The organism is Pseudoflavonifractor gallinarum, assembly GCF_014982855.1.
GTDB classification, from domain to species: domain Bacteria; phylum Bacillota; class Clostridia; order Oscillospirales; family Oscillospiraceae; genus Pseudoflavonifractor_A; species Pseudoflavonifractor_A gallinarum.
On sequence record NZ_JADCKF010000008.1, the window covers coordinates 1 to 12886 of the forward strand.

At 62.1% G+C, this 12886-nt stretch carries 18 protein-coding genes; 1 reads left to right on the top strand and 17 read right to left on the bottom strand.

What is annotated here, in order from left to right:
- Window positions 1–49: 49 nt before the first annotated feature.
- The 12 genes from INF37_RS09400 to INF37_RS09455 are packed head-to-tail and all read right to left on the bottom strand — an operon-like array spanning window position 50 to window position 9740.
- On the bottom strand, window positions 50–517 hold the full coding sequence (locus INF37_RS09400) for a phage holin family protein (RefSeq protein WP_193537918.1): 468 nt from the start codon (window positions 515–517) through the stop codon (window positions 50–52).
- A 1-nt stretch (window position 518) separates the two neighbouring features.
- Window positions 519–1994 (bottom strand): N-acetylmuramoyl-L-alanine amidase, encoded by a 1476-nt coding sequence (locus tag INF37_RS09405; RefSeq protein WP_193537920.1) that lies wholly within the window; start codon window positions 1992–1994, stop codon window positions 519–521.
- The gene (locus tag INF37_RS09410; protein ID WP_193537922.1) at window positions 1991–2128 is read right to left on the bottom strand and encodes an XkdX family protein; all 138 of its coding nucleotides are present in this window, start codon (window positions 2126–2128) and stop codon (window positions 1991–1993) included. Before INF37_RS09410 ends, INF37_RS09405 begins: the two co-directional genes overlap by 4 nt.
- Window positions 2125–2469, bottom strand: a complete 345-nt coding sequence (locus INF37_RS09415; RefSeq protein ID WP_193537924.1) for a hypothetical protein — start codon at window positions 2467–2469, stop codon at window positions 2125–2127. Before INF37_RS09415 ends, INF37_RS09410 begins: the two co-directional genes overlap by 4 nt.
- A gap of 8 nt (window positions 2470–2477) precedes the next feature.
- Complete coding sequence (locus INF37_RS09420) at window positions 2478–3509, bottom strand: hypothetical protein (RefSeq protein ID WP_193537926.1); 1032 nt, start codon at window positions 3507–3509, stop codon at window positions 2478–2480.
- The gene (locus INF37_RS09425) at window positions 3506–4051 is read right to left on the bottom strand and encodes a putative phage tail protein (RefSeq protein WP_193537928.1); all 546 of its coding nucleotides are present in this window, start codon (window positions 4049–4051) and stop codon (window positions 3506–3508) included. The genes INF37_RS09420 and INF37_RS09425 overlap by 4 nt, the downstream gene beginning before the upstream one ends.
- Entirely contained in the window at window positions 4051–5148 is a 1098-nt protein-coding gene (locus INF37_RS09430) for a baseplate J/gp47 family protein (RefSeq protein ID WP_193537930.1), read from the bottom strand. The genes INF37_RS09425 and INF37_RS09430 overlap by 1 nt, the downstream gene beginning before the upstream one ends.
- Complete coding sequence (locus INF37_RS09435; RefSeq protein WP_193537932.1) at window positions 5141–5557, bottom strand: DUF2634 domain-containing protein; 417 nt, start codon at window positions 5555–5557, stop codon at window positions 5141–5143. Before INF37_RS09435 ends, INF37_RS09430 begins: the two co-directional genes overlap by 8 nt.
- A complete protein-coding gene (locus INF37_RS09440; protein WP_193537934.1) occupies window positions 5554–5856 on the bottom strand; it encodes a hypothetical protein in 303 nt (100 codons plus the stop codon). Before INF37_RS09440 ends, INF37_RS09435 begins: the two co-directional genes overlap by 4 nt.
- Window positions 5853–6833, bottom strand: a complete 981-nt coding sequence (locus INF37_RS09445) for an XkdQ/YqbQ family protein (RefSeq protein WP_193537936.1) — start codon at window positions 6831–6833, stop codon at window positions 5853–5855. Before INF37_RS09445 ends, INF37_RS09440 begins: the two co-directional genes overlap by 4 nt.
- 34 nt (window positions 6834–6867) lie before the next feature.
- Window positions 6868–7608 carry a LysM peptidoglycan-binding domain-containing protein gene (locus INF37_RS09450; RefSeq protein ID WP_193537938.1) on the bottom strand — a complete coding sequence of 247 codons (741 nt, stop codon included), beginning with the start codon at window positions 7606–7608 and terminating at the stop codon, window positions 6868–6870.
- Window positions 7605–9740, bottom strand: a complete 2136-nt coding sequence (locus INF37_RS09455; RefSeq protein ID WP_193537940.1) for a tape measure protein — start codon at window positions 9738–9740, stop codon at window positions 7605–7607. The genes INF37_RS09450 and INF37_RS09455 overlap by 4 nt, the downstream gene beginning before the upstream one ends.
- Window positions 9741–9807: 67 nt before the next feature.
- Between INF37_RS09455 and INF37_RS09460 the strand changes: the two genes are divergently transcribed.
- Window positions 9808–10209 carry a hypothetical protein gene (locus INF37_RS09460; RefSeq protein WP_193537942.1) on the top strand — a complete coding sequence of 134 codons (402 nt, stop codon included), beginning with the start codon at window positions 9808–9810 and terminating at the stop codon, window positions 10207–10209.
- Between the two features lie 32 nt (window positions 10210–10241).
- Here INF37_RS09460 and INF37_RS15875 read toward each other — a convergent pair whose 3' ends face one another.
- The 5 genes from INF37_RS15875 to INF37_RS09480 are packed head-to-tail and all read right to left on the bottom strand — an operon-like array spanning window position 10242 to window position 12880.
- Window positions 10242–10373, bottom strand: coding sequence for a hypothetical protein (locus INF37_RS15875; protein WP_268960708.1), 132 nt, complete (start codon window positions 10371–10373; stop codon window positions 10242–10244).
- Window positions 10374–10402: 29 nt separating this feature from the next.
- A complete protein-coding gene (locus INF37_RS09465; RefSeq protein ID WP_193537944.1) occupies window positions 10403–10795 on the bottom strand; it encodes a phage tail assembly chaperone in 393 nt (130 codons plus the stop codon).
- A 12-nt stretch (window positions 10796–10807) separates the two neighbouring features.
- Window positions 10808–11248 carry a phage tail tube protein gene (locus tag INF37_RS09470; RefSeq protein WP_193537946.1) on the bottom strand — a complete coding sequence of 147 codons (441 nt, stop codon included), beginning with the start codon at window positions 11246–11248 and terminating at the stop codon, window positions 10808–10810.
- Between the two features lie 12 nt (window positions 11249–11260).
- Entirely contained in the window at window positions 11261–12358 is a 1098-nt protein-coding gene (locus INF37_RS09475) for a phage tail sheath C-terminal domain-containing protein (RefSeq protein WP_193537948.1), read from the bottom strand.
- Window positions 12359–12376: 18 nt separating this feature from the next.
- Window positions 12377–12880, bottom strand: a complete 504-nt coding sequence (locus INF37_RS09480; protein ID WP_328821065.1) for a phage tail terminator family protein — start codon at window positions 12878–12880, stop codon at window positions 12377–12379.
- Window positions 12881–12886 lie beyond the last annotated feature (6 nt).

Below are 12886 nucleotides of genomic sequence, written 5' to 3' on the forward strand. Positions count from 1 at the left end.
CGCCGATCATTCGGCGGGATCTTGCTACAACCATGCTTTTTGATTTGACCTATTTTGTATCCTCTTGTGCTCCTGCCCCATCGTCCACCTTTTCGCGCAGGGACTCAATGGCCTTCGTAAGCCAGGGTGGGATATCCGCCCCCAGCGCTCCGGCGTTCTCGATGATACTCCCCGTTTCTGTGAGGATATACCACACGATCACCAGCGGGCAGAAAAAGATCTCATATGTAAACGGAAGGCTTATGCCAGGCATATGCTCCAGGATCATGCTGATCACCATGTCCAAGATACCAGCCACGATGACTGCCACCACCGCCCCCAGCTTGTGCCAGATGCCATCTCTTGCGGCCTGGCTGGACCACTTCCCCGCTCGCAGCGCCGCGCAGGACCCAGTGGCATAGTCGATGGCCATGCAGGAGATCCATGCAATGACCAGCCAGCCAAACCAGCCCCACAGTGCGGTGAGGGCAGCGCAGAAGGCCGACAGCGCGGCCTTGAGCGTATTCACATGCTCCATATCAGTCTTTCCCCTTTCTAATATGCTCCGCCATGGCATGGATAAGGCACACCACGTTGGCGTCCGAGTAACCGCTGCCGGCTTTCCAGTAGTCCGGGCTGGTAATGATCCCGGCCTGGGCCAGCACCTCCACATCGGTGTCCAAGTCGGACACATTGGGGTCCTCCCCTTCGCAAAGCTTCAGGAACTCCTCCCAGCCGCCGGGCGTGTTCCGGATCGTCCGGGGGCAGTCCTTGCCGTTCCAATAGTGGTGCTGCACTACCCGCTCCAGGGGGATGCTGTTCTCTGTCATCAGGAGGCGCACCAGGGCGGCAGCGTTCTGCTTTGCCTTCTCAAAGTTCCCGCCTGCATCCACGCAGATCTCCACGCCGATGCTCTTGGTGTTGCCGGGGCCCTTGGCTCCGTCCCCGGCGTGATAGGCCGTCTCGGTATCCGGCAGGTGCTGGACGATGGCGTGGTCATCCACCGTGTAGTGCCAGCTCACCAGAGCATTGGTGGCAGCGTCCCCCTTCAGATAGGAAGCGTGAGCCGCCGCGTCGGCTCCCCGGGCGGTGTTCCCGGTCTCGTGGATGGTGAGATAGCTGCACAGATTGAGGCCGCCAGGACGGTTCTTCCGACCCTGCGGGATATATTCGGTCTGGATGGCAATGCCGTTGTCAGTGGTCCGCTGAGGGGCCTTTACCGGCTCCAGGTAGTCCAAGGAAACCCAGCCCTTGTCTGTTCTCCCCCAGTCGTCCCGCTCCTCCAGAATGGTGACCACCGTGCCGCAGGGATAGGCCCCCGTCTTTCCGTAGCCCGTACCCGGGCCGCTGCGGATGTTCACGCCGATGGCCGGCGTGACCGTGTACTGTTTGCTCATGGTATCCTCTCCTTCCGGCGGCTCCGTGCCTCCCTTTGCCGTGTAGACGCAAATCCAGTTATGGACTTTGCGTCCGTCTCCCCGCATAATCGCTCCGTCAAAGTCGCACATGGAAGATCCGCCACCGTCCAGCATCACGGCGCTCTCCCAGCCAAGGGCGGCCAGATCATCCCGCAGACCCTCGGGCGTCCGGGCGTCGCTGGATCTGTCCGAGGAGCAATAGAGGCAGAGCGCCCCATCTTTGAGACCAATGGCAGAGCGCCCCCGGGTGCCTCCCTGACCTTTTTGCTGATAGCTGGGCTTGTCCACAGGGCCCCACGGACCGATCAGGCAGGTTACGGATATGAAGTTCTCAAAGAGTGCCGGGCTGCTCTCCAGCTTGATATCGGGGCCGCCGTTCCATCCGTAGCCGTAAGCGCCCCATGTCTTGGTGAGCAGCGCGCCGCCTACTTTCAGCATGGGGCACGGAGACCCGTCGGCGTTCCACATGCCGCCGTTCAGGATATAGGCGGCCCCTGTTTCCTTCTTGACCTGGGAGAGCGTTTTTTTACAGTTTGTGACTCGGATCTCCAGCTTATCAATGCTATTCAGCGGGATATATGCAATCCGTTTGCTCATTCCTCCGCACTCCTTCCAGCCATAATTGCGTCAGCCGCTTCCCGGCTCAGGCGGCCCGCTGCCACCAGAGCCTCGATACGCTGCTTGTCCCAGAGCGTAGGATAGTACTTCCGGGCCAGCTCCTCTACATTCATAACTCCACCCCCTGCATAATGGCCAGAAAATCCACATCCGCCCGGAGCTGCTCGAGAGCGGTGGGCGCGGGCGGGGTCAGCGCCCACCGGTCGGCCTCGATCTCCTCCGCCGTACGTTCCACCGGCTTCCCGTCCACCAACTTATAGCGGGGGATGCCATCTGCTGTATAAAGCCCTCCGTCAAAGTAATGGCTCTGGCACAAGTTGTACTTGTCCCCTGTGCCCTCGTCAATCTGTGTCCATCCGGATAGGTCCTCCGGTGTCGTATAGCCTCCATCGCAGCGGATGATACGGCCATGCTCGTCGGCCTTTACATATACTTTCGAGTTGATAATGTCCATATGTCACCTCACAGTTCCGCCGACAAAAAGCCTTCCGCATCATTTGCAACATACACTTTACCGGGTGTAAAACCAGTTCCAGTAACACGGAGAGTAATCATATTTGATATAGCACTACTGCCGAATACGGAAATTTCAGTCACTTTGTTTCCATCATTAGGGAATAGGCTTTCGCCAATCGTCCCAATAAAAACCGGGACGGATCTCATAGAGACTGGAATAGGCATGTAGAGATACACAAGAGTATCAGATGAAGCGAACCCAAAGCAGGAATTTTTCTTCACCGGGATAAGACACCGCTGACACTCCGAAAGCACTACCCCAAATTCAGGTCCAACAAACAAATGCGGCAAGCCAGACTCATCCATCCATCCGAGAGTGTGGAAGTCACCTTCCTCCATCTTTGCGGCGTACATCCGAATCTTGCACCCCTTGCCGCATACAAAAACAAATTTCAGGGAGGAGGTCAGCGTCCCAGCGGTGTCCGTCAGTGAGCAAAACCCCTTCGCGTCCGGGATGGCAACATCTTTTTTGTACTCGTCAAAGATGTTCGTGATATAGCAATACTCTGTCCCGCTGATCCGCTCGGCCAGCGCGGACAGAGTGAGGGTCTTACCACTGTAATTGGAAGGCGCTTCCACGGCGCACTCAAATGTTGCAAAGTTTTCAGGCGGCGCCTCAAACTCGATGCAGTCGTCTTTTACAGTCAGTGTACCGCTGTTCAGCTTCCAGCCGTCAATGGTGTAGCCGTCCGCATAACTGAGCTTCCCCCGATGATTTATGGGGAAAATTCCGCTTCCCTTCTGGCTTCCTCCGCCGATAAAGAAGCCGTTGCGGAGGAGTGTGGGGCGAACTCCAGAGCCCAAATTAGACAGTGCCTCCTGTGGCGTGTCCAGGTTGGACAATTTCAGGTCGGCCCGCTTCGTCTTGTTCTCCTGCATGGCCGCATCGATGGCGTCGGCGTTGTAGTTGAGATCATCGATATTCACATAGTCGTTCGGACCGGGCTTTTTCAACCCATAGTTGGTCGTATTGGTCATCCGATATCCCCCTCTCTCAGGTCCTTCCAGCTGAATGCAGCCACCTGGCCCCAGGTTTTGGCCCCGGCCTGCTCCCATGTCCGGTACAGATACTCATACACAAACCGCAGGTGAGCCGGCTTGATCTCGTTGATGGCGGCCGTCAGGTCCTCGATGTTGGGCGGAACGCCCAGCACCGAGACAAACTTCACCGCGAAGTAGTACTCCCCGCTGTGCTCCACCACCTCCACCTCACCATTGACAAAGGAGGCAGCCACAGCCCGGATGAGCTCAGCCGTGGGCGTTCCCTGTCCCCGGAGCTTGGAGACGATCCTGGTCCGGCGAAACTCCGTATCCTTGTCCACCTCCACCGGGATGCCATAGGCCGTCTCCCACAGCTCAAGCCCCCAGCCGCTGGCGGTCTGGGGCCAGAGCTGAAGCATGGTAAAGTCCACGTCGGCGGCCGCCCGGCGGGCCGCCTCCCCCAGCACCCGCTGGAGCTCGGCAAAGGGAATGCTCTTGTAAAACGCCGGCAGCTGGAGCATCAGGTCATAGCGATCCATCAGATGGTCACCTCCACCGTCCCGGGCGTGGGGACCTCGTCCGGCTGCACCGTCACATCGGCCGTCCCACCGTTCACTGTCAGGCTGGTGGCGTTCTCCACCCCGTCGATGGTGAGGAGGAGGGCCAGAATGCGGTTATAGATCACCGTGTAGGCCAGGTCCTCCTCGGGGCCGTAGTAGATGGTCCCGTATTTCCCGGCCACCAGGGAGGACAGGTACTCCTTCAGGCGCACCTCCAGCTCGGCCTTTACGGTCTCCGCCGTGGTGGCGGAGGAGATGACCACAACCGCGCTCACGGAGATCTCCTGCTCCCTGGGAGCCGCCGCCGTGACAGTGGCCCCCACCGGGCGCTTGGCGTCCAGAGCCTCCTGCACCGCCTCCACGATCTCGGGCGAGGCCGGTGCATAATTGCTGTCCACCACGGTCACCCCCACGGTGCCCGGTCCGTCGGCGAGCTCCACCACCTTGGCGTCGCCCACGCCGGCCACCTCCAGGGCCCACGCCCGGTACTGCCAGCCATTGGCCCCGTTGATGGGCTTTTGCCGCCGCTCCCGGATGCGCTGGGCGAGAGCCGCGTCGCTCTCCGTGTCGGTGCCGCCGGATGCCTCCTCATTGGTGTAGGACGCCAATCCCGGGAGGTTGATGTACATGCTCACGATAGCCCCCGCCCCGATGTTGTAGGCGGCGCCCTCGTGAGCGGCCTCCAGCGTCCCCTGGGCAGTCCTGCCCTCCGGGATGGACACCGCATCCACCAGGACAAATTCCAGCCCGGTGGCGGTCAAGAAGCTGGTCTGAGCCGGGACCAGGGTACCGGGGTCTCCGGTCAGGGTAACGGAGCATCGTGCCTTGGTGCCCGGGCGGCGGGTGATGCCGAAGTAGGTCTCCCCCACCAGGTCGATATACCCGCCGGAGGTCTCGTCAATGAAGAGCATGGAGACCACGGCGGGCAGGGCCTTGTAGAGCTCGCTGATCTCCCCGGCCACCGGGCCCACCGTGGCGTCGGCATAGCTCCCCTCCAGGGTCGAGAGCCCCGTGTCCGGCTGGATGCCGGCCAAAATTTCCTTCTTGATGTTCTCCTGGGTGCGGTCCTCAAACATAAAACCCCTCCTTTCCGTAGACCGTGGTAAATGTGACGTTTAGGTGGAGAGTATCTCCCTCAAATGCCACATCCTCCACCTGGCAGTCCGTGATGTAGGGCGAGACCAGCAGGGCATCCCGCACATACCGGGCAGCCTCGCTGCGCTTGGTGTCGGCCTGGTAGGGCTGTCCCACCAGGCTCTCCAGCTCGCAGCCGTAGTCCCAGGAGAAGCACTTGTACTGGTACCGGGCGGTGGCCGCAGCCCGCCAGGCCCAGCTCTTGACCGCCTCCAGGCCGGAGACGATCACGGGATTGCCGCTCTCCCACCGGGGCGTCCCGGCGGTGTAGTCCATGGCCACGTCGGTATAGAGGGGCAGCTCCCCGGCTGCGCTCCCCTGAGGGATGGAGTACATGGGAAAGAGACTCATACCCGCACCACCCTTGCGATGAGATAGTAGGCCTGCCCGTCCCCGCTCAGGAGGACCACCCGGTCCCCCCGCCGCAGGAGCTCCGGCAGGCCGTTGTCCTGGGTCCACTTGTAGTCCAGCCCGGCCGAGACGTACAGGTCACCGGCGGTCAGGTCCATGCCGCCGCAGTTGACGCGGAGCTTCCCGTTTCCCGCCTCCCGCACCTCCCCCAGGAAGAAGGGGGAGGACGGGGCCGACCGTCCGGCGGCCCGGCCCATGGACTTGGCAATGCGGGCCGCGTTTTCCTCAAAGGTTTTCACTTGATCTCACTCCCCGCGCTGGTCTCGTCCAGCAGATTGCGGAAGTTCAGGGTCAGCTTGCAGAAATACTGCCCATTCTTCCAGGTGTGGGTGTCGGCGTCGATCCAGAAGAGGCCGCTCACCCCGCTCCCGGTGTCCCGCAGGATGACGGCCTCCCCGGTGATGAGCCGGGGGTCTCCCAGGGTCTCCACCGTGAGCTTCTGGGTGAGCCCGTGGTCCTCCAGCCAGGCCTTGCCCTCCGCCCCGGCGTCCTCTCCGTCCCGCTGGGTGATAACGTGCTCCAGGCGGCCGTTGAGTGCCACGGAGGGGGCGTCGTCCACCCGCCGGACCAGCGCGCCGCTCTCGGTGCGGATGACCACGCTGTTCTGCAAATTTGTGATATCCCAGGTGTTGGTCACGCTCATGGTGGAGGCGATGGTGAGGGAGGCCGACGTGGGCCGCTTCACGATCTCCAGCCGCCCGTCCCCGGTGAAGCGGATGAGGTACCGCTTGCCGGTGCGCTCCCCTGCCAGGGCGTACAGGGTCTTGAGGATCTTGTCCAGTGCCACCCCGGGGAACTTCCGCCCCACGCTCACCCCGGTCTTGGCGATCCCCGCCGTGGGGATGCCATAGTCCCGGGCCAGAGTGGCCGCCGCCGACTCGGGGGTCACAGAGGTAAACTTATACCACCCCTCATTGCCCACCAGAAACCGCCCCCGGTCCAGGGAGGAAAGGTCCACCAGGGAATCCTGGCTCCCGGTGGTAGCCGAGAGGAGCGGCCCCGTGTACCGGGCCGCCCCCTCCCACCGCAGAGTCAGGACGGCCCCCTCCTCCAGAGGAGGCGGCGTCACGCTGCCGTCCCGGGGGACGGCCAGGGTGACGGATAGCTCCCGGGCCACCTGGTCCACGCTGCCGCTCCAGCTCATGGTCTGGACCAGCTGGGCGATGTCCCGGGTAGAGTTCCCACCCGGGGATGTGAGCAGCAGCTCGTACTTCACACTTGGTCCCTCCCTTGTGTCCAAGTCGGACACATCACAGACTCAGCTTCCAGGTCCCGGTGGCGGCGGCGTAGGTGCTCTTGGTGGCGTTGGCCGTGGCCACGCTGGTACTGGCCGGCATGGGGGACGGCAGGTCCCCGGACGCCGGGATGGTGAGCACCTGCCCCGGGTAGATCAGGTTGGGGTTTTTCACGGTGGTGCTGTTGGCCGCCGCGATCCTGGTGTACTGGCTCCCGTCCCCGTAGAACTTCTTAGCGATCCCCCACAGGGTGTCCCCCTTGGCCACGGTATAGGTCCGCTGCTGGGCCGCACCCGTGGAGCTGCTGCGGCTGGTCTCGCCTCCTCCGGAGGCGGAGAGCACCGGCACCTGGGGCTTGCGGTACTGCCTGAGGTTGAGGGTCACGTAGAGGTCATTGGTGCCGTCCCGCTCCCCGTAGGGGGTGGTCTCGAGGAGCACCAGGGCGTTGGTAGGGGTCCCGGATACCAGGAAGCGCACCGGCGTGCCCGCGTCGCTCCACCGCTCCAGCTGCTCCAGGTAGATGTACGGATTTGGTATCGTGCCGGGATTGCAGAAGGAATAGAGCCGGGCCGGGAGTATTACCTCCAGGGTGCAGCTCCCCATCATGGTGGCGCCGGGGAGGTTGACCTCCCCGATCTGGTCCAGCTGAATGGTCTCCACCCGGTTGCCCCGGTCCCAGGTGTAGGAGGGCGGCGTCACCGGGAGGATGAGCTCCCGTCCCGCCGCCTCGTCCAGGAAAGAGAGAATGCGCCTCATGACAACACCCCCGCCGCCAGCTTGAGCTCGATGGCGTCTGCCAGACGCTGGGCGATCTCCTCCGCCGTCACACCTGCGCCGAAGGTGTTCCCGGTAATGGTGATCTGGAGGGGTGTCCGGGCCTTCTCCGACCGGGCCTCCTGGGCCGTCTGGACCCGCTCGTCCTGGTGGAGGTAGTAGAGCCCGTCCCGGGGCACCCGGGAGAGGCCGTAGGCGGCGCCGCTTCCAGTGGTATTATCTTTTCTCCGGACGTCCACCTGTCCGCCCGTCCTGCGGTAGATTTCCTCTGCTTTTTCTGGAGATATTCCCTCAATGCCCTCCGGAATATCTACTTCCGTGACATTCAGCCTGGATGATGCGCCCCCCTTTTCCTTCTCCAGCTCAGTCTGGTATTTGCTCCTCCATCCGTTCAACGCTTGCGTGTTGTCCCGTATGGCTGCGATCTGGTCCCGTTCCGCCTCCTCCAGTGCCAGAACGCGGTCGCTGCTGTCATAGGCTGCGGTGGCCAGCGTGATAGCCTCTTCGCGGAGATCTGCCATCTTGTCGCCCGCCTCCCGGCTGCCGTTCTCATAGGCAAGTGAGGCATCGATGAACTCATTCCGCATCTCCTCCAGAGCTGCCTGCTGTTCCGGATCAAAGATGTAGCTCGTCTTTTCCCCCAGCAGCACCGCAGAGAGGGCCTCGCGGGTATACCGCTCGGCCATATTTTGGTCGCGCGCCGCGTTCTCGCCCTCGATCTCGTTGAGCTTTTTCAGGGCATCCCCTAGTGCGCCGCCATAGGCCGCGATCTCCTCCTCCATGCCCTGTGACCGGACGGGGTTATACCCCTCGCCGGTCGCCACATTGATCTCGGTGATGGCGTCCTGGAGGGTGGAGGTCAGGCCGGAAAAGGTCTCGCTCATCAGGTCCATGGCCCCGCCATACGCGCTCTCCATCCCCTGCTGGATGATGGTTGCGGCGTTCTGCCCGTTGATCTCCCCCTTGGAGATCATGTCGTAGATCTCGCCCTGGGTCTTGCCCATGGCCTCGCCCAGCATCCCGATCACGTCCACGCCCCGGTCCTGGAAGATGTTCAGGAACTCCAGGGTAGCCTTGCCGGAGCTCTGCATCCGGCTCATGGCCCGGGCCATCTCGGTCATATCGGAGGCCGTGACGCCCACGGCGCTGCCCGCGTCTCCGATGGCCGTCATCAGGTCCAGCATCCGCTCCGGCGCGTCCCCAAATCCAGTGGCCAGCGCCCGGCTCATGCCGGTGAGGTCGGCGTACTCCATGGGCGTGCTGGCCGCCATCTCCCGCAGGTCAGAGAGGTACCGGTCCCCCACGCCGGAACCCAGCAGCTGGTTGAAGGCGATGGCGTCCAGCTCCCACTGGGACGCGGTTCCTATGCCGCTTTCCAGCCGCTGGGACGCGGCCTCCTTCTGCTCCTCATACAGGCCGTTGTAGTAGCTCTTGAAGGCCTCGTCCTCGTTCTGGAAGTTCTGGGCCGCGCCTCCGGCCAGGCCGGCGATCCCACCGATGGCTGCACCAACCGCCATTCCAGGAGCACCAGCCAGAGATCCCATGGCCGCGCCCGATACCGCGCCGCTCAGGGCCCCGGAGAACAGGTTTGCTCCCTGACTGCCCAGAGCCGACCCTGCCAGGGCATTGGCCCACTCCCCGGCGGCGTCTCCCGCCATGTTCAGGATGCCGGCCTTGCCCAGGGCGGTGAGCAATCCCGGCCCTTCCGACCGGTTGCTGAACCGGCTCTCCGCCGCGACCGCTCTTCCGGCCTCCTGGTAGAGGGCCCGATAAGCCGCAGCATTGGAGTCAATGGCCGCCCGGGTCTCATTCATTTCCCGCTTGAGCCGCACCTGCTCCTCGATGGCGGCGTCCAGTGCCCCCTTGCTGGCCTCGTCCTTCAGCTTGCGATAGGATTTCTGCGCCTCTTTGACCTGGACATTGTTTTCCGCCATTGCCTTTTTCAGATTGGACATCCGCTCGGTCAGTGTCGTCTGGGCCTTGTCATAGGCCTTCAGGCTCTCCTCCAGCTCGTCCATGGTTTTATCAAACGCCTTGGAATTGCCCGTAATGGATTTCAACGAAGGGCTGACCTCATCGTAAAGTTTCATGACGATGCCGACTTCCTCTGCCATTGCTGTCACCTCCCATTGACTTTTTTTCGATTTTTGTTATGATACAGATAAGAAAGGAGGCCGTTTTATGACACGTGAGGAATTAATCCACCGACAGGAATCCCTGCGGCAGGAGATCGTTCATCTGACCTTTTTAACCCACGGGCCTGACGCGGCCCCGTTCCTGTCCATGCCAAAAGATGCACCTGAGCGTGCTCTTTTCACCCGTATGGAGGAGCAGCTTGCCGAAAAGAAAGAACAGCTGCACGAGCTCGACACGCAGATTGAGCAGACTTCCTCCCCTGTCTCCCGCTTCCGGGAGACCAGTCGGAACCTTCGTGGAGTTATCTGGTTCGTCACGATCTTTATGCTGATCGTCACACTCTCCTTTGCCATGGTCTGGGATGATCCGACCGTCAAGCTGCTTGGCGCGGCTACGCTTCTCATGTTCCTCTTGGCCCTGTGGTCCTCCTTCTCCTCGGAATCGTAATCTCCGCCGCCCCCATCTGGGGGGCGGCTTTTTTATTCATTCCGCGCTTCCTCTGCCAGCTCGATTTCCCGGAGGGCAAAGCCCCAGGCCAGATCCCGGCCGCCCTGGCCCATGGCGTAGTACTGCTCCGGCGTCCAGTGATGGACGCGGAACAAGTAAAACACGAGATCCAGCTCTGGGTCCGTACCCTCCGCTAGGCGTTTTTTACTTCTTCGATGGTGGCCCGGCGATAACCGCACAGCCGCTCCACCGCCCGGGACAGGTCCTCGATTTCCCCGGGCAACAGCATGGCCTTCACGGTCTCCTCCGGCGTCGCGCCGCCGTACTTCTCCTTGAGCGCATCGGCCTTCAGGTCGGGCTCCACACAACCGGCCAGCAGGATGCTGGGGCTGACATCGCCCACCACGGTCTCCCGGATGCGCTGGACCTTGCCATAGGGCAGCGCCCGCAGGGTAAACACCACATCCTTGCCGGTGGCCTCGCTCAGGCGCTTGATCCGGTACCGGGCCGTGGGCAGCTGCTCCTGCACGTTGGGCAGCTCTGGCCGCAACAGCAGGGAGAGCAGGTCCGTTTTCTTCTCTTCCATATCCGTTCCTCCTTACTCCACGGGAATGGCGTCCAGCAGCTCGAACCGGGTAAAGGTAAAGGGCGCGGTGATCTTGCCCACGGTGGCCGCCTGCCAGTCGGCCAGGGTGAGGTCCGAGAACTGCACGCCGTAGTAGGCGATACGCTCAGCCCCGGCGCTGTCCGGGTCGGCCAGCTTGGAGACGATGGTCCCCTCGGGGATCACGCCGTTCTGCATCCCCTGGAGCTTCTGGATGAGTCCGCTGTCCACCTTGTAGAGCATCAGGGAGCCGCTCCCCTTGCCGCTGGTGGCCTTCTGGTTCTCCATAAACTCCCCGCAGAGATTGATGGTCTCCGAGTTGATCTGCACCTTGGCCTGGCAGCCGTAGCACTCGGCCACACGCTCCCCGTCCAGCCAGTAGGAGCCGTAGGTGCCGTTGGGGATGCGCTTTGCGCTGAAATTGGATCTTGCCATCTCTCTTCCTCCTTACTTCGCCTCGAATAGGACCTCGAAGTCTTCCATAGCATCCACCAGCCTACCGCCGCACTTGAGAAAGACCCAGGAGCCGGTCTGGTACTCCAGGATCTGCTGCTCGGTCATGCCGGCGGTCTCCACGCCCTGGCTCTGGAGCCAGCGCAGCTGGCGGTCATAGTCCACGGCGCAGTAGCTCTCGCCCGCGGCGAGCACCCCCGCCCCCTCCAGGTACGCAAAGTAGTCCGTGATGGCGGTGACCAGCAGCTGCTTGTTGTCATACGTGTTAGGGTAGCGGCCCAGATACTGGCTCTCGATGGTGGTGCGCAGGTAGTAGGAGATGAGGTCCATGCCCTCCACGATCTTGATCTTGCTCCAGTCCTGGTTGCCGTTTGCCGGGATGGTGGTCAGGGAGTTCACCGCCCGGGCAATCTTGGCCTGGAGACCGTCATGGATCAGGATGAGCTTACCGTTGTTGATGGCCTCGGTCTGCTCGGCCGTGGTGCGCTCGGTGACGGCGGTGAGCTCGGGGAGGGCGGCGTAGGTGGCGCTCATACTCATGGGGATGCCGGCCAGGATACCGGCCATCCGGGCGCAGTACGCAGATGCTGTTACCGCGCCCGCCGCATCCTTCATCCCGCTCTCGTCCAGCTCGATGATGCCCATGTTGTCGCTTCCAGCCGTTTTCCAGGGGCGCACCAGCTTCACGGTGCGGTAGACCGCCCTCTGAGCTTTTGTCCACTCGACCAATTTAGTGAGCTCATCATCCGTCACATCGGGGGGACCGGCCAGATAGTCGATGGAATACTGCTCGATGGCCTTGAGTCCACCCTCCAGGGCGGTGGTGTCATCGGTGCCGGTGGCGATGACCACCAGGATCACCAGGCTGGGCGCGCCCCGGTCGGAGCCCTCAAAGGCCAGCTTGACATGCTTTTTGTTGTCCTCCCCCAGGTTGCTGGGGATGAGGGCGTCGCTGCTGAGCAGATGGACGCCTTGGGCGTTTGCGTCCCGCACAAAGACGGCCACATAGCCCTTCTTGCTCCGGTTGGCCACCTGTGCGGCCGCCTTCTCAAAGGCGATCTTCAGGGTGGGCAGTCCGTTTGTGGTTGCCATATCATTCACCTCTCGTTATCAGATGGTCCGCCCGGACGCATTCCGGGCGGACGAATTGATGTTTCCTTCATAATTCTCGATCTTGGGGACAGATGCGCTCACCGGGTCGGTCATATCGTCCGGATCGTGGTAGCCCGGCCGGGTGTCGCTCCAGGAAAAGGTCACCTGCACCTCGCAGAAATCGGGCGCTCCCGTTCCCTTGTTCGCGGTGACCGTGGGATGCCGGTCGTCCACCCGGATGGACGGCCCGGCAAAGAGCTCCATGAGACGGTCCTGCCGCCGGTTGAGTTCCTCCCGGCTGCTGTCATAGTAGGCGTTTACCGCCACAAACCCTGTCACCAGCACCGTCACCGTCTTTTGGACCAGTGCGATATTCAGGTCGGCAAAGGCCTCCTTTTGCAGTTCCAGGGCAAAGGACGGGCGCTGGAAGTCCTTGGGAAGCCGGTCCACAAAAATGGGCTCACCCGGAAAGGCGGCCGAGATGATCTCCTTTACCCGGGCCATGATCTGGTCTGTATTCACGGTGGT

Bases quoted from the DNA above. Each gene is read 5' to 3' on its own strand.
- INF37_RS09400 (WP_193537918.1), bottom strand. From the start codon at position 517: ATGGAGCATGTGAATACGCTCAAGGCCGCGCTGTCGGCCTTCTGCGCT.
- INF37_RS09405 (WP_193537920.1), bottom strand. From the start codon at position 1,994: ATGAGCAAACGGATTGCATATATCCCGCTGAATAGCATTGATAAGCTG.
- INF37_RS09410 (WP_193537922.1), bottom strand. From the start codon at position 2,128: ATGAATGTAGAGGAGCTGGCCCGGAAGTACTATCCTACGCTCTGGGAC.
- INF37_RS09415 (WP_193537924.1), bottom strand. From the start codon at position 2,469: ATGGACATTATCAACTCGAAAGTATATGTAAAGGCCGACGAGCATGGC.
- INF37_RS09420 (WP_193537926.1), bottom strand. From the start codon at position 3,509: ATGACCAATACGACCAACTATGGGTTGAAAAAGCCCGGTCCGAACGAC.
- INF37_RS09425 (WP_193537928.1), bottom strand. From the start codon at position 4,051: ATGGATCGCTATGACCTGATGCTCCAGCTGCCGGCGTTTTACAAGAGC.
- INF37_RS09430 (WP_193537930.1), bottom strand. From the start codon at position 5,148: ATGTTTGAGGACCGCACCCAGGAGAACATCAAGAAGGAAATTTTGGCC.
- INF37_RS09435 (WP_193537932.1), bottom strand. From the start codon at position 5,557: ATGAGTCTCTTTCCCATGTACTCCATCCCTCAGGGGAGCGCAGCCGGG.
- INF37_RS09450 (WP_193537938.1), bottom strand. From the start codon at position 7,608: ATGAGGCGCATTCTCTCTTTCCTGGACGAGGCGGCGGGACGGGAGCTC.
- INF37_RS09455 (WP_193537940.1), bottom strand. From the start codon at position 9,740: ATGGCAGAGGAAGTCGGCATCGTCATGAAACTTTACGATGAGGTCAGC.
- INF37_RS09460 (WP_193537942.1), top strand. From the start codon at position 9,808: ATGACACGTGAGGAATTAATCCACCGACAGGAATCCCTGCGGCAGGAG.
- INF37_RS09465 (WP_193537944.1), bottom strand. From the start codon at position 10,795: ATGGAAGAGAAGAAAACGGACCTGCTCTCCCTGCTGTTGCGGCCAGAG.
- INF37_RS09470 (WP_193537946.1), bottom strand. From the start codon at position 11,248: ATGGCAAGATCCAATTTCAGCGCAAAGCGCATCCCCAACGGCACCTAC.
- INF37_RS09475 (WP_193537948.1), bottom strand. From the start codon at position 12,358: ATGGCAACCACAAACGGACTGCCCACCCTGAAGATCGCCTTTGAGAAG.